Genomic DNA, 18,388 nt, shown 5'->3' with positions numbered 1-18,388 from the left:
TCTGGGTCAGTGTCGCGATCCGTGCACCACCCGGCCGGTGATCGTGTCGCGCGATGGGACACGAGGCAGGTCGAGGGCGGCTCTAGCGTCGTTCCCATGTCTACACACACACCATCGGGCGGAACGCGGGTAGCGCCCGTGCACGTGGTGGGCGCCGCGTCGACGGCCTTCGCGGTCGAACACGATGCGATGCTCGACGAACTGGTCTTCGAAGCGGTCTCCGCCGCGCTGCGCGAGTGCGGGTTGCGCAAGCAGGATCTCGGACTCTCGGTGACGGCCTCCATGGACGTCCTTGACGGCCGCAGCATCTCCTCCGGGCTCACCAACGCGGCGGCCGGCGGCTACCTCAACGACTCCTTCCGCGTCGAGGGCGATTCGGGGCTGGCGATCATCAATGCCGCCCAGGCGATCGCGGCAGGCGATGTCGAGGTCGCGGTGGCCGTCGGGGTGCACAACCCCGAGATCTCCGGTTCCACGCAGCGTCGGCGCGCCTTCCTCGACCAGGTGTCCAACCTCGGCTTCGACCCCCACTTCGATCGCCCCGTCGGCATGACGGGCACCGCCGTCTACGCCATGCATGCCGGTGCGGCGCTGGGTGAGCTGGACGCGCTCGCTGCCGCGGCCGCCGGTGACATCAACCGCGGCGCAGGCCTGGCCCGTTCGGTGCGCCGCAACGCGGTGACCGCCGCCGACGTGCTCGAGTCCGAGCCGATCGCCTGGCCGCTGCGCGAACTGATGCTGCCCGCCGAGTCGACCGGCGCGGTCGCGATCGTGCTCGCCTCGCCCGCCAGGGCCGGGCGCTGCATCGGCCGCAACGTCCGGCTCACCGGCTTCGGGCACGCCACCGGCGGTTACACCTGGGACGGTCAGTGGCTGACCGCACCGCAGGAGACCACCCGCCGCGCCGCCGACATGGCACTCGCCCAGGCCGGCCCCCAGCGAGAGTCGATCACGCTGGCCGAGGTCTCCGCGGTCACCCCCGCGCTGCAGGACGCCTACGTGCAGGCCCTCGGCCTCAACGACAGGGCCGTGATCAACCCCAGCGGTGGGCTGCGCAGCAACTACCCCGGCCTGGCCAACGGCGCCCTGCGGCTGCTCGAGGTCATGGACCGGATCGGCGAGGTCGCACCCGGCCAGGCCGCGCTCAGTCATTCCATCGATGTCGAGACCGGATTGGTCTCCGAAGACGTCACCGTTCTCGTGGTGGAGGCCGCCTGATGTCCCAACGCGCAGCGATCGTCGGCGTCGGTCTGACGCCGGCCACCTCTCCCAGCAAGCAGACCTACTCCACCAAGGAACTGTGCCAGCAGGCTGTGCACGCCTGCATGGAGCACAGCGGTGTCGCGTTGTCGTCGGTCGACGCGGTCGTCACCGGCAACATCGACGGCTTCGAGGGCACCGTCCTCGGTGCCAAGCACCTCACCCGGCTGCTGGGCCTGGGCCCGCACGTCCCGGTGATCGTGATCAACACCGGCGGCACCACCGGCGGCAACCTGATGCAGGTCGCGGCCCGTATGGTCCGCGCTGGAACGCACCGGCGCGTGCTGTGCCTGGGCGGCCCGACCTTCTACGGCTCCTCGGATCTGCAGTCGGCGATCAACACCAACTCACCGATGATCATCGAGCAGCCGCTGGGCATGGGCGCCTACCACATGGGCGCCTTCGCCGCCTCGGCCTACCAGCAGCGCTATGGGCTCACTGTGGAGGACCTCGCCACCGTCGTGGTCTCCGACCACACGAAGGCCGCGCGCAACCCGTTCGCGCACCTGCGCTACCAGGTGACCCCCGAGGACGTGATCAACGGCCGGCGTCTGTCGTCGCCGCTCACCATGCCGATGGTGTGCCCGGTGTCGGTGTCGGCGGTCGCGATGCTGGTCAGCACGCCCGACGATGACGACGTCACCACCACCCCGGCGCTGATCCGGGCGATGGGCATGTCCGCCGATCCGTACCTGGGTGGCGGCAAGGGCGACTTCTCGCAGATCACCAACCTCGCCAACCTCGCCCGCCGGGTGTACGCCCAGGCCGATATCCGCGAGCCGCTCGACGATTTCGACGCGGTGGAGATCTTCGCACCGTACGCGCACATGCAGCCGATGCAGCTCGAAGCCCTCGGCTTCGCGCCGTTCGGCGGCGGCGTGGACCTGATCCGCAGCGGCGCGACCGATGCAGGCGGCGTCCTGCCGACCAACATGTCGGGCGGACCCAAGTGCACCAACGCCGGTGTGGCCGGTGAGCTGGCGCCCTACGCCTACGCGGCCCTTCAGGTGATGGGTGACGCCCCCGAGGAGGTCCAGGTGCCCGGGGCCCGCCGCTCGCTCGGACACGGCACCGGCGGCACCTTCTTCCAGTTCGACAACCTGGCTATCTTCGAGACCTACGGGAGTAAGTGACATGACGACGACTCCGATCACCCCCATCACCCAGGCCGTCCACTGGGATCTGCACTACGACATCCACCTCGGCCAGACCTGGAGCCGGTTCATGGACGGCCTGCGCCAGGGCAAGATCCTGGCCAACGAGTGCGGCAGCTGCGAGCGCGTGTTCGTGCCGCCGCAGGACTACTGCGAGTCCTGCTTCGAGAAGACCGACGGCTGGCGCGAGCTCTCCGGCGAGGGCACCCTCGAGGTCTTCACGGTGGCCTGGCACGGCTTCACCGGTGGCCCCAAGCCGCCGTACGCCATCGGCGGCGTTCGCCTCGACGGTGCCAGCACCCTGCTGATGCACTGGATCACCGGCGTCGACTTCACCCCTGGCGCCGACGTGCGGGCGGCACTGCCGTTCGGCACGCGGGTCCGTGCTGTCTGGGCACCGGAGCGCACCGGTTCGATCCTCGACATCGCGCACTTCGAGCCGATCGAGTAGTTCGACAAACTAGGAAGGCCTGATCCGCTCGAGGCGGATCAGGCCTTTCTGTATCGGTACCCCTTACATCGCGAGGCCACCGTCGACCGGCAGAACCACACCGGTGACATAGGCACTCTCGTCCGCGGCCAGGTAGCCGACCGCCGTCGCCATCTCCGAGGGATCCGCGAAGCGCCCGACGGGCACGGTCGCGGTCATCTCGGCGAGCCGCTCCTGGCCGACCGCCAGGACCATCGGCGTCGCCGCGTTGGGGGAGATCGCGTTGACGGTGATGCCGAAGCGGGCGGTCTCCTTGGCAACGGTCTTCGTGAAAGCGATGATGCCGCCCTTGGCCGCCGCGTAGTTCGACTGCCCGATCGTGCCGTGCAGACCGGTGTAGGAGGTGACGTTGACGATGCGACCGAAGCCGGCCGCACGCATGTGCGGCACCACGGCACGGGTCATCGCGAAGGTCCCCTTGAGGTGAACGTCGATCACCGCCTGCCACTGGTCGTCCGACATCTTCCACACCACCGTGTCTCGGGTGATGCCGGCATTGTTGACCACGATGTCGAGCGAACCGGTCTCGGCGACAACGGCATCGACCGCGGCGGAGACCGCCGAGCTGTCGGTGACATCGACCGCGTGCGCGAACACCCGTTCCTTACCGTCCCAGGCGGCCTTCAGGGCCACGGGGTCACGGTCGACGACGGCCACCTGCGCACCGGCGTCGTGGAACATCGTGGCGATGGCGTGACCGATGCCCTGGGCTGCACCGGTCACCAGGGCGGTACGCCCGCTGAAATCGAAGGTGATGCTCATCCGAGGCGCTCGATGATGGTCGCATTGGCCATGCCGCCACCCTCACACATCGTCTGCAGGCCGTAGCGGCCACCGCGTGCCTCGAGGTTGGTGAGCATCGTGGTGAGCAGACGGGTGCCCGAAGCGCCGAGCGCGTGCCCGAGAGCGATCGCGCCGCCGGCGGGGTTGACCTTGGCCAGGTCGGCCTTGACGTCGGCAGCCCACGCCAGCGGCACCGGCGCGAACGCCTCGTTGACCTCGAAGGTGTCGATGTCGTCGATCGACAGACCGGACCGCGCCAGCACCTTCTGGGTCGCGGGGATGACGCCGGTGAGCATGAGCAGCGGGTCGCTGCCGGTCACGGCGAAGGAATGGAAGCGAGCGCGCGGGGTGAGGCCGAGCTCGGCGGCCTTCTCCTCGCTCATGATCAGCACCGCGGAGGCGGCGTCGGTGAGCGGCGAGGAGTTTCCGGCGGTGATCGACCAGTCGATCTCGGGGAACCGGGCGCTGAACTCCGGGTTCTCGAACGAGGCGCGCAGACCGCCCAGGCCCTCGGCGGTGGTGGCCGCACGCACGGTCTCGTTCACCGTGTGCTGGGTGCCGTCGGGCCGGGTGATGGCGATGGTCTCGCGGTCGAAGCGGCCCGAGGCCGCAGCCTCGGCGGCGAGCTGGTGCGAGCGGGCCGAGTACTCGTCGAGCTGCGCGCGGGAGAACCCCCACCGGGCCGCGATGAGTTCGGCCGAGATGCCTTGGCCGACAAGGCCTTCGGGGTAACGACGCGAGAGCGGCGCCATCGGCTTCTCGCCCTGCGAGCTGGCGCCCATGGGGACCCGGCTCATCGACTCCACACCACAGGCGATCACGACGTCGTAGGCGCCGGCGATCACGCCCTGCGCCGCGAAGTGGGCGGCCTGCTGGCTCGAGCCGCACTGGCGGTCGACGCTGGTGGCGGGGACGGACTCGGGCAGGCCCGCGACGAGCGCCGCGGTGCGGGCGATGTTGAGGGCCTGCTCACCGGTCTGCGAGACGCACCCGGCGATGACGTCATCGATCAGCGCGAGATCGAAGTCGTTGCGGGCAAGCAGGGCCTGCAGCGTCTGGGCGAGCAGGTCGACCGGCAGAACGCCGGACAGCCCGCCTCCGGGTTTACCCTTCCCGGAGGCGGTACGGACGGCATCGACGATTACGGCATTGGGCACGGTGTCCACTCTTCTCACACAGGTGACAGGGTCATTCCTGACGCTAGAGCGATCCAGTGCCGTCGCAGTGTCCTGATTCGCGACGTTCTACTCATCGACGCGACGCCGGTGTCAGGCGCGCCAGAGATGCGGTCCGGGACGGGTGAGCACCAGTTGCGGGATCACCGTCCGGCTGCTCAGCCGGGTCACCGACACAATGGCCTCCGCGACGTCCTCGACAGGAAGCATGTCGTCCCAGTCGACCTCGCTCGGCATGTGTTCGGTCATCGCCGTGCGCACATAGCCAGGGCACACAGCGGTGGCGATGACCCCGCCGACCGACTCCTCCGTCGTGACCGTCTCGCACCAGGTGATCAGGCCGGCCTTGGTGGCGCCGTAGGCCGAGTTCAACGGTTCACCGACAACACCGGTGGTGGAGGCGACGGCGATGATCTTGCCGCCGGCCTTCGTGGTCCGGCCGGCCTCCCGCAGCAAGGGCAGCAATTCCTGGCTGAGTACATAGGCCGAACGCAGGTTGATGGTGAACAGCAGGTCCAGCTTGCGGACCGGGAAGTCCGCGAATGCACCCATCGCGCCCATCGCCGCGTTGAGCACGAGGACGTCGGCACGGCCGTACGCCTCGCGGTGCGCCGCGGCCAGCGCGGTCACGTCCTCGGACTTGGACATGTCGGCGCGCACCACCGTCACCGCGACGCCGCACTTCTCGCGCAACTCGGTGGCCAAGGTCTCCAAGCTCTCGGTCCCACGGGCTGAGATGGTCAGGTCGAAACCCTCGTCGGCCAGCCTGCGCGCGACCTCCTCACCGATCCCGCGCGATGCGCCGGTGACCAGGGCGGCCGGACGCCCGCTCATCGGGGTGCCATCCGAATCGCGCCGTCGAGCCGAATGGTCTCGCCGTTGATCATCGGGTTGCTGACGAGGTGTTCCACGAGCGCGGCGTACTCGTCCGGGTCGCCCAGTCTCTTGGGATGGGGCACCTGGCCGGCGAGCGAGGTGCGTGCCTCGTCCGAGAGACCGTTGAGGATGGGGGTGGCGAACATCCCCGGTGCGATGGTGTTGACCCGGATGAGCGCGTCGGCGAATTCGCGCGCCAGCGGCAGCGTCATCGAGTGCAGGGCACCCTTGGACGCCGAGTAGGACGCCTGGCCGATCTGGCCGTCGAAGGCCGCGACCGAGGCGGTGCAGACGATCACACCGCGCTCCCCCTCCACCGGCTCGTTGGCGTACATCGCCGAGGCCGCCAGGCGGATCACGTTGAAGGTGCCCAGGAGGTTGATGTCGATGACCCGCGTGAAACGGTCGAAATCGACGGGATCACCGTTGCGCGACACCGTGCGTACAGGATCGCCGATGCCCGCACAGTTGACCAGCACCCGCAGCGGGGCAAGGGTCTGCGCGAGCGCGACCGCTGCACCCACCTGCTGCGCGTCGCGGATGTCGGCGGCAGCGAAGTGGGCGCCCGCGCCGATCTCCGCGGCGCGGGCGGCGCCCTCGGAGGTCGGCAAGTCGACCAGGACGACCTCGGCTCCGTCGGCGTGCAGCCGACGGGCGGTCGCCAAGCCGAGACCAGATGCGCCACCGGTGATGATCGCGGAGGTGCCTTGGGGGTTCACATATTCTCCTTTGTTGGCTTTGTTGGCGCCGCACCCTCAGATGGTGCGGTCGCGGCCTTCCCAGTACGGCCGACGGATCTCGTGCTTGAGCACCTTGCCGGAGGGATTACGCGGCAGCAGATCCATGAACTCGACCCGGCGCGGGCGGCGGAATCCGGCGATGCGGGGGCGTGCCCACTCGACCAGTTCGTCCTCGGTAAGGGTGTGACCGTCGCGGACGACCACGATGGCGGTCACCGCCTCACCCCAGACATCGTGCGGCGTGCCGATCACGGCGACTTCCTGAACAAAGGGGTGATCGACGAGGACGCGCTCGACCTCGGCGGGGTACACGTTCTCACCACCGGTGATGATCATGTCCTTGATCCGGTCGGTGATGAACAGGTACCCGTCCGCGTCCAGGTGGCCCGCGTCGCCGGTGCGCAGCCACGCACCGTCACCCGGACGCAGCTCCGCAGTCGCCTCGGGACGGCGCCAGTACTCTTCAGCGCACTGACCGGAGCGGATCCAGATCTCACCGAACTCGCCGGCGCCGAGCGGGCGCTGGTCGGCGTCGCGGATCTCGACCTCCACCCACGGCAGCGGCCGTCCGACGGAAGTGAGCAGGTGGTCGTGGTGGTCGTCGGGCTCGAGCTGCACAATGCAGCCCGTGGTCTCGGTGAGCCCGAACATCTGCAACAGCGGCGCGTCGAACGTGGCCAGCGACTGCCGCAGCAGGGGTCCGGTGATCGGGGCGGCGCCGTACGCGATCAGGTCCAGCGAGCTGTAGTCGCGTTCGGTCGCGCCCGGGGTGTCCAGCATCATCTGCAGCATCGCGGGGGCGACGAGAATTGTGCTGATCCGGTCCCGTTCGATCGCTTCGAGCAGCGGCACCGGAGCAAACTCGGTGAACAGGACGCAGTGCGCACCGGAGAAGAGACCGACGAACGCCCACGCGGACCCGCCCATGTGGAACAGCGGCATCACCACCGCCACGGTGGCGTCGGCGTCCATCCGCCATCCGGCCGCGCATTGGTTGAGGTAACCAAAGTTGCGGTTGCGGACGACCACGCCCTTCGGGAGCCCGGTGGTTCCCGAGGTGTAGAACTGGATGAAGTGGTCCTCGGGCCGGGAGACGCGATCGGGTTCGGCCGCCGGCCACCGGTCACGCCACGCCTCGTAGTTCTCACCGATGGTCAAGTGCAGATCCGCCCGCGGAGCGGCGGGTGCGAACTCGGCGTCGGTGACGACGATCCGCACGCCGGCGTCGGTGGCCAGCTCCGCGACATCGGACGGTGTCAGACGCCAGTTGAAAGGCGCCATCACGGCGCCGATGCGAGCGCAGGCCAGCGCGACCTCGAAGAACTCCGGCCAGTTCCGGCCCACGTACCCGACGCGGTCCCCCTCCTTGACACCGATGGCCTGCAGGCCGTTGGCCACCATCAGAATCCGGCGATAGAGCTCGGCGTAGGTGAGGGTGTGCTCGCCCCCGGTCAGCGCCGGAGCGTTCGGCGCACTCGCCGCATAGCCCTTCACGACCGCGAGCGGATCAAACGTCGTGGGGTCGTAGGTCGGCGACTGCGGGTCCGTCGGCTGCTGCGTCATCGTTCCCCTCCTCTGAGGTACCTGGCCCAAATCGGGGCAGGCCCCAGCCTGACGGGTCGAACGAGGGCGAGTGTGTCCGAGATCGCAACACCGGTCCCGGGGGCGCTTCGGATCACGGAAGGCACTGTCGCGTACTGAGACACCGATCGGGCGCGCTTCGCTGTGATCGTTGTTACTGCGGCGACGATCCGCCGGCCCCTGTGTCTCCCGAGAGCGAGTAGCGATGATAACTCCCGAACGCCTGAGCACCATGTTCCGACCGCGGTCGGTGGCCCTTGTCGGAGCGGCGGACAAGTCCACTTTCTCCCGCTACGCGTTCGAGAACCTCGTCCGCTTCGGCATGCTCGACCGCAGCTTCGTGGTGAACCGCCGTGGCGTCGACGTGCACGGCCACCCGAGTGTGAAGACGTGCCAGGACATCGGCGAGCCGGTCGACATCGCCCTGCTGATGGTGCCCCAGGCGGGCACCATCGACGCGCTCCACGACGCCGCCGCCGCCGGGATCCGCAATGCCGTCGTGCTGTCGAGTGGCTACGGCGAGGCCGGCGAGGCCGGGCGCGCCGCCCAGCAGGAACTCGTGGACGTCGCCAACTCGCTCGACATGACGCTGCTCGGTCCGAACATGCTCGGCTTCGCGAACTTCGTCGATCGTGCGGCCGTCGCGGCGATCCCGCGGCTGCCCACGTACACCGGCTCGGTGGCACTGCTGTCGCAGAGCGGGGCGAGCATCATCTCGATGATGGACTACGCCAAGATGTCCGGTGCCGGCCTGTCGTACATGGTCACCCTCGGCAACGAGTCGATGATCACGGCCGGCCACATGCTGGACTACCTCGTCGACGACGACGCCACCAAGGCGATCGCGATGTTCCTCGAGACCATCCGCGATCCGGAGACCTTCGCCCGGGGAGCGCGACGCGCCGCCGCGGCAGGCAAGCCCGTGGTCGTGCTCAAGGCAGGCAGCAGCCCCTTGGCCGCGCGGACCGCCCAGGCCCACACCGGCGCGCTCGTCGGCGACGACAAGGTCACCGATGCCGTGCTGCGCGAACTCGGCGTCATCCGGGTGAAATCCATCGAGGACATGCTCGCGACCGCTGGAATCGCCGCGACCCTGGGTCGTCTGCCGCGCTCGGGCGCAACCGCGGTGTCGATCTCGGGTGGCGCGTGCGACATCCTCGCCGACGTCGCGCAGGACGCGGGCGTGGTGTTCCCCGAATTCGCACCCGACACGCTCGAGCAGCTCAACGCGGTGATGCCCGAGTACGGCACCGCGCACAACCCGGTCGATGTCACCGGCGCGGCGATCATCGACACCTCGATCTGGACCGCGGCGATCAAGGCGGCCGGCAACGACCCCTCGGTCGGATCGGTGATGGTCGTCTCGACGATTCCGATGGCCGAGAGCACCGCGGCCAACTACCAGCGCGCGACGCTGGAGGCGATCTCCGAGGGACTGCGGCAGTCCGCCGCGCCGGGGATCCTGGTCAACCAGGTGTCCCAGCAGATCACCAAGTACTCGCGTGACATGCTCGACGAGGTCGGGATTCCCGCGGCGATCACCGGCCTGTCCCAGGCCGTTTCCACCGTGTCCCACCTCGAGTGGTGGTCCTCGGTCGTCGACGGCGTGAACGCCGACCGCGAGATCACGCTGCCCGACATCGAGTCGACCGAGCCGCGCACCGGGGCGTGGTCGGAACATCAGGCCCGCGCGCTGCTGTCCGCCGGCGGCGTCTCAGTCGTGCCGTCGGCCCTGGCGACGAGCGCGGACGACGCTGTGGCCGCCGCCGCGGGCATGGGCGGACCGGTCGCGATGAAGATCGTGTCGGCGCAGATCCTGCACAAGAGTGACATCGGCGGCGTCGCACTCGGCGTCACGGGCTCCGACCAGGTCCGGGATGCCTACGCGCGGCTGATGACGGCCGGCGAGAGCGTGGAAGGCGCGGTACTCGACGGCGTCCTCATCTCGCCGATGCGCTCCGGCGGCACCGAACTGCTCGTCGGCGTCGTCCGCGACGAACAGTGGGGTCCCGTGCTGGCGGTGGGATTCGGCGGCGTGCTGGTCGAAGTCCTGCAGGACTCCGCCCTGGCCACCCTCCCGGTGACGCCCGCGAAGGTCACCGAGATGCTGCTGTCCCTGCGAGGTCGCAAGCTGCTCGAGGGCGTGCGCGGAGCCAAGCCGGCCGACTTGGACGCGCTCAGCCGGGAGATCGCCCGGATCGGCGACCTGGCGCTGGCGCTGGGCGAGGATCTGGCGTCGCTGGAGGTCAACCCCCTGCGGGTGGACGGCTCGACGGTGGAAGCTCTCGACGCCGTGGTCGAGTGGCGCACCGCCGGCGACAAGTGAGGAACCCGTGAACCCCATCGATCCCCGCACCCCCGTCCTGATCGGCGTCGGCCAGATCAACGACCGGCTGGGCAGCGACGACTACCAGGCGCTCTCGGCGGTCGGTCTCGCGGCGGCCGCCGCCGAACGCGCGGTCGCCGATGCGCAGGCATCCGCTGACCTGATCTCGGTCATCGACACGGTGGCCGGTATCCGGCAGTTCGAGAACTCCAAGCCGGGCCTGCCCGCCCAGCTCGGCCGGTCGAACAACTACCCGCGCTCGGTCGCCCAGCGCCTCGGTGCCGAGCCCGAGCGGGCCATCCTCGAGGTCACCGGCGGGCAGGGCCCCCAGCACCTGCTGACCGAGCTCGCGGGCGAGATCGCCGCGGGCCGGGGCCGGGTCGCCCTGCTGTTCGGTTCGGAGGCCATCTCCACCGCTCGTGCTCTGATGGCCAGCGAGGACCGGCCCGACTTCACCGAGACGGTCGACGGCTCGCTCGAGGACCGCGGCTTCGGTCTGCGGGGCATCGTCTCGCGTGAGTTCATCGGCCACGGCCTGGTCGGCGCCCCGGCGCAGTACGCGTTGCTCGACAACGCGCGCCGGGCCAAGCTCGGGCTCGGCCGCGCGGCGTACGCCGAGGCCATCGGCGCCCTGTTCGCCCCGTTCACCGAGGTCGCCGCGACCAATCCGTACGCGGCGGCCCCGACGGTCCGCGGCGCCGAGGAAATGGTCACCGTCACCGAGGCCAACCGGCTGATCGCCGACCCCTACACCCGCTACGTGGTGTCACGTGACCAGGTGAACCAGGGTGCGGCGCTCATCGTCGCGTCGGTGGAGGCCGCGCGCGAGCTCGGCGTGCCGGAGGACCGGTGGGTGTACCTGCACGGTCACGCCGACCTGCGCGACCGCCCGATCATGGACCGCCCCGACCTGGCCGACAACCCGGCCGCCCGGCACGCGTGCGAGCTGGCCCTGAACATGGCAGGCCTCACCACCGAGCAGGTGGCCTCGTGGGACTTCTACAGCTGCTTCCCGATCGCGGTGTTCATGGCCGCAGTCGACGGACTCGGCCTCTCGACCGACGATCCGCGCCGCCTCACCGTCACCGGCGGTCTGCCGTTCTTCGGCGGCTCGGGCAACAACTACTCCATGCACGCCATCGCCGAAACCGTCGACCGGGCTCGCAAGGCGCCCGGCAGCTTCGGTTTCGTCGGCGCCAACGGCGGTATCGCGCACAAGTACTCCACCGGCGTGTACTCCACCACCCCGGTCGAGTGGCGGGCGAACCCGCTGGCCGAGCGGCTCGCCCAGCAGGCCATCGACACCGCCGGGCCGGTGCCGCAGGTCACCCGGGCCGACGGCTGGGCGCGGATCGAGTCGTTCACGATCAGCCACGGCAAGCGGAGCAGGACAGGCATCATCATCGGCCGCCTGGAGAGCACCGGTGAGCGTTTCGTGGCGCGTACGGACAAGGACGACGACGCCCTGCTCGCGCTACTCACCGATGCCGAACAGCCGGTCGGTGAACGGTTCTGGGCCTTCAACGTGTCCGTGGGCAACCGGGCGACCACCACGCCCGAACGCGCGGCGGAACTGGCGCGGCCCGTAACCGGGCTACGCGAGTCCTACGAGCACATCCTCGTCGAGCGCGACGATCACCTGCTGGTCATCACGATCAACCGGCCCCAGGCCCGCAACGCCCTGTTCCCGGCGGTGCACGAAGAGCTCGACTCGGTGTTCAACGCCTTCTTCGCCGACCCGGAACTGTGGGCCGCGATCATCACCGGTGCCGGTGAGCGGGCGTTCTGTTCGGGCAACGATCTGGTCTACACGGCCAGCGGCAAGCCGACCTATCTGCCCGCGTCCGGCTTCGCCGGGCTCACGCACCGGCGCGACATGCACAAGCCGGTCATCGCCGCGGTCAACGGTTTCGCCCTGGGCGGCGGATTCGAGATCGCGCTGGCCAGTCACCTGTGCGTGGCCGACGAGAACGCCCAGTTCGGGCTCACCGAGGTGAAGGTCGGGCTGATCGCGGTCGCGGGCGGGATCGTGCGGCTGCCCCGCGTGATCCCGGAGAAGGTCGCGCTGGAGTTGCTGCTGACCGGACGACGGATGCGCCCGGACGAGGCGCAGCGCCTCGGCCTGGTCAACCGCATCGCCCCGGCGGGCAAGGCGCTGGAGGTGGCCAAGGAGCTGGCCGTCGAGATCCTGGCCAACTCGCCGACCTCGGTGCGGCTCACGCTGGAATTGCACGAGACCACCCGGGCCAACCCCGATGTGGTCGACGCGGTCGGCGCCCGCACCCCCGTGATGGACGACCTCTTCGGCACCGCCGACCTGATCGAGGGCATGGCCGCCTTCGGCGAGAAGCGGCCACCGCAGTGGCGTAATCAGTAGCCGACCCAGCCGTAGTGGTCGCCGAGCCCGGATCGCCAGGAAAGGAGCTGTCGCCACCATGACCACGCCGTCACGGCGCAGCGATGTCGCATCGACCTGTTCTCCCCGCACACGCCTGGACCACGACGAGCGCCGAGCCACCATCCTCCGTGCGGCGCAGCACCTGTTCGCGCATCAGCCCTACGAATCGGTCTCGATCGGCCAGATCGCGGAAGCGTCCGGCACCACTCGCACCAACCTGCACTATTACTTCGGCAGCAAACAAGACCTCTACCTCGAGGTCGTGGAACAGTTCGCCCACCTGCCGTTGACCATCCCGCCCGCTACGTCGAGCCGGCCGAAGGAGGAAGTCCGGCTCCTACTCGGCGCCTGGCTGGACCTCGTCGAGGCCAATGCCGAGACGTTCCGCGCACTGATCAGAACCCGTGACCAGCGCGAGCACAGCGAGGTAGGGGGTGTCCTGGTTCAGAGCCAACTGCGGTGGGAGCAGCGCCTGCTCGAGGCTGCCCGGATGGACGCCGACAGCGAGGCGGCCCACGCCGCCGTTCGGGCGTACCAGGCCTTCTTGGCTTCCGCCTGCGAGCACTGGCTGGGCGACCACTCCCTCACCAAGCAGCAGGTTCTCGACCTGCTGACAGCGACCTTGACCGCGATCGCCGAGTCGCTCTCCTGATCGGCTGTCCACTCCACTGGTCGACGCTTCGCCACGCCTCTTGACACCCTGTCAGTAGCACTGGAAGATGGGTGACACAGATTTAGTTTTCTGTGTCACCCGGAGGTGTGCCGACTATGGAGCCAACCACATCCACCGTTGTCGAGGCTCGTGAGCTGTTCCTCACCGGCGAGCTGACCGACGTCGAAAACCTCGCCCTTCGCGGCGTACGACCCGAGATCGCCGAGTCGTGGCGCCGCTCGGCGCTCCATGGCCTTACGCCCGCGCGCGCCCTTCCGCGCAACAGCCAGGGCGCGGACGCCGACGGCCGCCTGGCCCGAGGCGCGGACATGGTGATCGTCGGCCGGAACGCGGCACTGAACGACCTGGATGCCGCACTGACGCTCACCGACAACGAAGGACGACTCCTGCGCCGCTGGGTGAAGAGCGCCCGCTTCGAACGGCGCCTGGACGCCCGTCACGTCGTCGTCGGTGCCTCCATCGCCGAGGAATCCGTCGGCACGTGCAGCAGCGGCATCGCCGCGGAGGTCGGACGACCGGTCATGGTCATCGGGCACGAGCACTACTCCGAAGGCGCGCTCACGATGACCACTGCCGGCGCGCCGATCCGGCACCCGGTCACCCGCAAACTGGTCGGCACCATCAACTACACCTGCGATGCGCGCGACACCCACGCGCTCATGCTCGCCTGGGTCCAGCGGCTGGCGATGGAGATCGAGGAAGCGCTCCTCGACGCCAGCACGCTCACCCAGCGCGCGCTGCTCGATGCCTACTTGAAGTCCGGCGCCGACGCCCGTCATCCGGTCGTCTGCCTCGATGACCACACTCTCATCACCAACGCCGCCGCGGCGCGGATGTTGGGGACCGGCGATCAGGCACTGCTGTGGGAGATGGCCGCCAAGCGCATCACGAGCCCGGACGTGTCACCCGACGCGCAAACCCTGCGGCTGGAGAGCAGTCAGACCGTCAAGGTCGACGTCCAGGTCGTGGAACACGGCGCCAAGCCGGTCGGTGCACTGCTCCGCCTGACGCCCACCTCGCCTCGCCGAGCCGCCATCGCGGCATCCGACCGTGCGACGGGGCTCGGCCGCCTGCACGGACGTAGTCCGGCGTGGCACGACTGGAGCGCACAGGTCCGCGAGTCCGCCGCGAACGGCGCGCCGTTGCTCCTGTGGGGCGAACCCGGCACCGGGAAAACGGCCACCGCGCGAGCGATCGCCGACGACGGCATGAACGCTGTCGTCGAACTGGACGCCGCACTATTGGGCGATCGGTGGATCGAATGCCTGACCACCGCGCTCAGCTCTGACAGCCTGTCGTACGCCATCCTGCGGCGCCTCGATCTCCTCGATCGATCGGCCGCGGTCGCGACCATCCGACTGGTCGAGAATGCCGCGGTACAGGTGATCGCCACGGCCACATCGTTCGACGTGCCGCAGGACGACCGCGAACTGGTCAGCACCCTTGGCGCCTGGCCTGGCCCCGTCCTCGTCGCACCTCCACTGCGCGACCGGATCGAGGACCTGCCCGACCTTCTGACGGCCATCGCCGTCGACCTGTGCGGCAGGTCGCCGCGCTGGGCCGGTGACGTGGTGCAGTTGCTCGGTCGACACTCGTGGCCGGCCAATCTGCACTCGCTCACCAACGCCGTCCGCGCGATCCTCGAGCGGAGCAAGGGTCACGAGGTCACCGTGGCCCACCTGCCGGCCTATCTCTCAGCCTGCACCACACGCCGCTCGCTCACCGGGTTGGAGAACATCGAGGCACACGCTCTGGTCGCCGCGCTGCGCGCGTCGAACGGGAACAAGCGTGAGGCGGCCGACAAGCTGGGGATCGCCCGATCCACGCTCTACCGCAAGGTGCGCGCCCTCGGTTTGGATCTCACATCCGCGGCCTTCTGAACACTGACAAACAAAAGTCCCATCGGCACTCTTCGGATTCCAGGGCCGCGACCATTACCTGGCCCGCCCCAGTGACGACTTCTGCCCGATCCCAGACCGGTCGGTGATAACTCCGTCAGAATACGACGATACGAACATCTTCGGCCCATGAGCGACGATCAGATCGCGGTCCACGCGATAATTCTTGCCGCGGGGCTGGCCCCACAGGCGCACAAGACCGCATAACACCGCTGCAGGGGATCCCCCGCGCGGCAGCAGCTTCTATTGCCGCATTCGGCCGCGGCCCCGGAAACGACGCGGTCGTCGCAACCTCTCATGGAGAGTGTCACGACGACCGCTGGAACTCGCCCTCGGGCGTAACCGGGCCCAGGTCTATACGCCGGCCGGTGGGGTGACCGGGCACGTTCGCGGTCCAGGTCAGCTCTCGGCGATCCGCTTGTCGTAGGCGGCACGCCCGGACTTGTCGAAGTCGAGGAAGACCCGGTCGGCGCCGGCCGCCCGCGCGATCGCCCGGCCGACCTTGACCGGCAGCAGCGTATTGGCGACGTAGTGGGCTTTCAGCGATTTCGGGACGTAGACGTGGGCCTCATCCTTCCCCAGGGCGGCCATCACCGCGGCGGCGATGTCCTCGGGCTCGCTGGCCTTAGTCCCCTTCGGCACGTCGGTGCCCGCGATCAACTCGGTCTTGGTGAACGACGGCAGGACGGCAGTCACCCTGATGCCCTGGGGATAGAACTCCTCACGCACGCCGTCGGTGAAGCCGACGACGCCGTACTTCGACGCGGAGTAGATCGATCCGCCAGGCACTGCGACACGGCCGGCGATGGAGGCGACGTTGAAGATGTGTCCCCGACGCCGCGCGACCATTCCGGGGAGCACAGCACGGGTTCCGTTGATGACACCCCTGAGGTTGATCGCCAACGCCCGGTCGATGCTGTCATCGGAGAATTCGAGCAGTGGTCCGATCGGCATGATCCCTGCGTTGTTGACCAGGACGTGGATCTCGCCGATCTTTTCCTCGACGTGTGCGACGAGGGCCCGGAACGCGGCGCCGTCGGTGACATCGAGCTGCAGACCTGTCCCGGAAATGCCGGCTGATGCCTCGATCGCGGCATTCTCGTCGATGTCGGCGATCACGACACGAAAGCCGGACTCGGCCAACGCGGTCGCGATCGCCTTGCCGATTCCCCGCGCACCTCCGGTAACAACAGCAACCGACATGAAAGCCTCGATCCAAAACGGTGACACAACTATCAGGACGTGTTTCACTGTATCGGTGTCCTAGCGCAGTGTCCATAACTGCTCGCCAACAAATCCGAGGTGCACGTTGAACCAGAAGCTGAACAAGCTCGTGTGCGAATTGCAAGGGCTTCGCCACATGAAGCAGGCGGGTATTTTTCCTCCGCTCGCCAAGATTCCAGGCACCGTCGCGATCAAGCGTCAGCAAGGTGCCAGTGGATTGGCGAGCAGCCTGGCTCATCTCCACGGTCACCGAGTCGCGATCATCGATCCGCAGGGGGTTGTGTCCTATCGCGAGCTCGCCGACCTGGTGGCCCGATACATCAACGGGGTCGTGACCCAGGTGGACCCCCGATCTGGGGTACGTCCCCGGATCGGCGCCCTGGTCCGCAACAGCCGATACGCGGCCGTACTCTGTCTCGGTGCCCTGGCATCGGACTCCCGGGTCATCCTGCTCAACACCGACATGGGTCCGCGGCATGTCGCCGAGGTGATCGAACGCGAGCAGATCGATGTCGTGGTCTACGACGGCGAGTTCGCCGATCGATTCGAGCAGGTCGATCCCACGGTCACCCGCCTGATCGCCGCCCACGAAGGCGACAGCCCGTCGAACGCGTTCGATGCCCACATCGCGTCCGCGTCGACGACTCCCCCGTACGCGGAAAAGGGCGGATCGTTGGTGCTGCTCACCAGCGGCACGACCGGCGCACCGCGTGGCGCCGAGCGTGGCGAGGTCAGCATCAAGCCGTCGATGCTCGGCGGCTATCTTGCCAAGATCCCGCTGCGCGGCACCGACCGCACCCTCATCGCCGCACCGCTGTTCCACGGCTGGGGTCAGATCAACCTGCTCAACATGCTCACTCTCGGCGGCACGGTCGTCCTCGCGGGCCGGTTCGACGCCCAGCGCACGGTCGACATGATCAAGCGCCAGCACGTGAACGTGCTGATCGCGGTGCCGACGATGATCCGCCGGATCCTCGCCCTGCCCGAAGACCAGGTGGCCCGCCTCGGCGGTGGCCAGCTGCGGATCCTCGGCACCGGCGGCGCCAAGATCGACCCGGCCACCGTGCAGTCGGTCTTCGACCGGATCGGCCCCATTCTCCACAACCTCTACGGCACATCGGAGTGCTCCTACATCACGATCGCCACCCCCGACGAGCTCGTGGACGCCCCGACGACGGCCGGTTCGCCACCGCTGGGCAACCGCGTCGAAATCCTCGACGAGGCCGGCAACACGCTGCCGACCGGCACCGTCGGCCGCATCTTCGCCGACACCGGACTACAGATCCGCAAATACACCGACGGCTCCGAGAAGGAATGGGTCCGCGGGATGATGAGCACCGGCGACACCGGCCGATTCGATGAACGGGGACGCCTCTTCATCGAGGGCCGCAGCGACGGCATGATCGTCTCCGGCGGTGAGAACGTCTTCCCCGAAGAAGTCGAGGAGTGCCTGCTCCAGCACGCCGAGATCGACGACGCCGTGGTCATCGCGGTCCCGGACGCCGACTTCGGCCAGCGTCTGCGCGCCTACGTCGTCCCTGGCGAGCAGTCGTCCCTCGACGCGGAGATGGTCAAGAACTACATCGCCGCCGAGCTCTCCCGATCGCGGGTGCCCCGCGATGTCGTCCTGATCGCCGATCTGCCGCGGACCCCGGCGGGCAAGGTCATGCGCGCGACGCTCGACGCCCTCGACGCCGAAGCGGCCAAGGTGGCCGAGGCGCCCAAGAAGCGCCCCGCGCGGCGACGATCGGCCACGAGCCCGTCCTGATCTGACCCACTGACACGAGAGGCGCCCGACCAACCGGTCGGG

At 68.7% G+C, this 18,388-nt stretch carries 14 protein-coding genes; 8 read left to right on the top strand and 6 right to left on the bottom strand.

The window, feature by feature from the left end; genetic code table 11:
• Nucleotides 1-96 precede the first annotated feature (96 nt).
• Genes IEY60_RS14925 through IEY60_RS14915 form a run of 3 tightly spaced genes read left to right on the top strand, consistent with a single transcriptional unit; the run spans nt 97 to nt 2,865 of the window.
• Nucleotides 97-1,218: a beta-ketoacyl-[acyl-carrier-protein] synthase family protein gene (locus IEY60_RS14925; protein WP_189028407.1), complete on the top strand. Its 1,122-nt coding sequence runs from the start codon at nt 97-99 to the stop codon at nt 1,216-1,218.
• Nucleotides 1,218-2,393, top strand: coding sequence for a thiolase C-terminal domain-containing protein (locus IEY60_RS14920; RefSeq protein WP_189028404.1), 1,176 nt, complete (start codon nt 1,218-1,220; stop codon nt 2,391-2,393). The genes IEY60_RS14925 and IEY60_RS14920 overlap by 1 nt, the downstream gene beginning before the upstream one ends.
• A 1-nt stretch (nt 2,394) precedes the next feature.
• Nucleotides 2,395-2,865 carry a Zn-ribbon domain-containing OB-fold protein gene (locus tag IEY60_RS14915; protein WP_189028402.1) on the top strand — a complete coding sequence of 157 codons (471 nt, stop codon included), beginning with the start codon at nt 2,395-2,397 and terminating at the stop codon, nt 2,863-2,865.
• A gap of 63 nt (nt 2,866-2,928) precedes the next feature.
• Here IEY60_RS14915 and fabG read toward each other — a convergent pair whose 3' ends face one another.
• The 5 genes from fabG to IEY60_RS14890 form a co-directional block, all read right to left on the bottom strand.
• Nucleotides 2,929-3,666, bottom strand: coding sequence for a 3-oxoacyl-ACP reductase FabG (gene fabG, locus IEY60_RS14910; protein WP_189028400.1), 738 nt, complete (start codon nt 3,664-3,666; stop codon nt 2,929-2,931).
• On the bottom strand, nt 3,663-4,844 hold the full coding sequence (locus IEY60_RS14905; protein WP_189028398.1) for a thiolase family protein: 1,182 nt from the start codon (nt 4,842-4,844) through the stop codon (nt 3,663-3,665). Before IEY60_RS14905 ends, fabG begins: the two co-directional genes overlap by 4 nt.
• A 111-nt stretch (nt 4,845-4,955) precedes the next feature.
• On the bottom strand, nt 4,956-5,696 hold the full coding sequence (locus IEY60_RS14900; RefSeq protein ID WP_189028396.1) for an SDR family NAD(P)-dependent oxidoreductase: 741 nt from the start codon (nt 5,694-5,696) through the stop codon (nt 4,956-4,958).
• Complete coding sequence (locus IEY60_RS14895) at nt 5,693-6,457, bottom strand: SDR family NAD(P)-dependent oxidoreductase (RefSeq protein ID WP_189028394.1); 765 nt, start codon at nt 6,455-6,457, stop codon at nt 5,693-5,695. Before IEY60_RS14895 ends, IEY60_RS14900 begins: the two co-directional genes overlap by 4 nt.
• 36 nt (nt 6,458-6,493) lie before the next feature.
• Nucleotides 6,494-8,041 (bottom strand): long-chain-fatty-acid--CoA ligase, encoded by a 1,548-nt coding sequence (locus tag IEY60_RS14890; RefSeq protein ID WP_189028392.1) that lies wholly within the window; start codon nt 8,039-8,041, stop codon nt 6,494-6,496.
• 223 nt (nt 8,042-8,264) lie between these two features.
• On the opposite strand from IEY60_RS14890, the gene IEY60_RS14885 reads away from it, so the two are divergent.
• The 4 genes from IEY60_RS14885 (at nt 8,265) to IEY60_RS14870 (ending at nt 15,336) form a co-directional block, all read left to right on the top strand.
• Nucleotides 8,265-10,385, top strand: a complete 2,121-nt coding sequence (locus IEY60_RS14885) for an acetate--CoA ligase family protein (RefSeq protein WP_229739833.1) — start codon at nt 8,265-8,267, stop codon at nt 10,383-10,385.
• Nucleotides 10,386-10,392: 7 nt separating this feature from the next.
• Nucleotides 10,393-12,762: an acetyl-CoA acetyltransferase gene (locus tag IEY60_RS14880; RefSeq protein ID WP_189028390.1), complete on the top strand. Its 2,370-nt coding sequence runs from the start codon at nt 10,393-10,395 to the stop codon at nt 12,760-12,762.
• 58 nt (nt 12,763-12,820) lie between these two features.
• A complete protein-coding gene (locus IEY60_RS14875) occupies nt 12,821-13,435 on the top strand; it encodes a TetR/AcrR family transcriptional regulator (protein WP_189028389.1) in 615 nt (204 codons plus the stop codon).
• A 116-nt stretch (nt 13,436-13,551) separates the two neighbouring features.
• Nucleotides 13,552-15,336, top strand: coding sequence for a sigma-54-dependent Fis family transcriptional regulator (locus IEY60_RS14870; RefSeq protein ID WP_189028387.1), 1,785 nt, complete (start codon nt 13,552-13,554; stop codon nt 15,334-15,336).
• A 417-nt stretch (nt 15,337-15,753) separates the two neighbouring features.
• Here the strand turns inward: IEY60_RS14870 and IEY60_RS14865 are convergent, their stop codons facing one another.
• Nucleotides 15,754-16,557 carry an SDR family oxidoreductase gene (locus tag IEY60_RS14865; protein ID WP_189028385.1) on the bottom strand — a complete coding sequence of 268 codons (804 nt, stop codon included), beginning with the start codon at nt 16,555-16,557 and terminating at the stop codon, nt 15,754-15,756.
• A gap of 106 nt (nt 16,558-16,663) precedes the next feature.
• Here IEY60_RS14865 and IEY60_RS14860 point away from each other — a divergent pair, with 106 nt between their 5' ends.
• Entirely contained in the window at nt 16,664-18,346 is a 1,683-nt protein-coding gene (locus IEY60_RS14860) for an AMP-binding protein (protein WP_189028383.1), read from the top strand.
• Nucleotides 18,347-18,388 lie beyond the last annotated feature (42 nt).

This window comes from Nocardia rhizosphaerihabitans (assembly GCF_014646295.1).
GTDB lineage: Bacteria > Actinomycetota > Actinomycetes > Mycobacteriales > Mycobacteriaceae > Nocardia > Nocardia rhizosphaerihabitans.
Note: the sequence above shows the minus strand (reverse complement) of the source record. Positions and strands in the feature narration are given on the sequence as shown.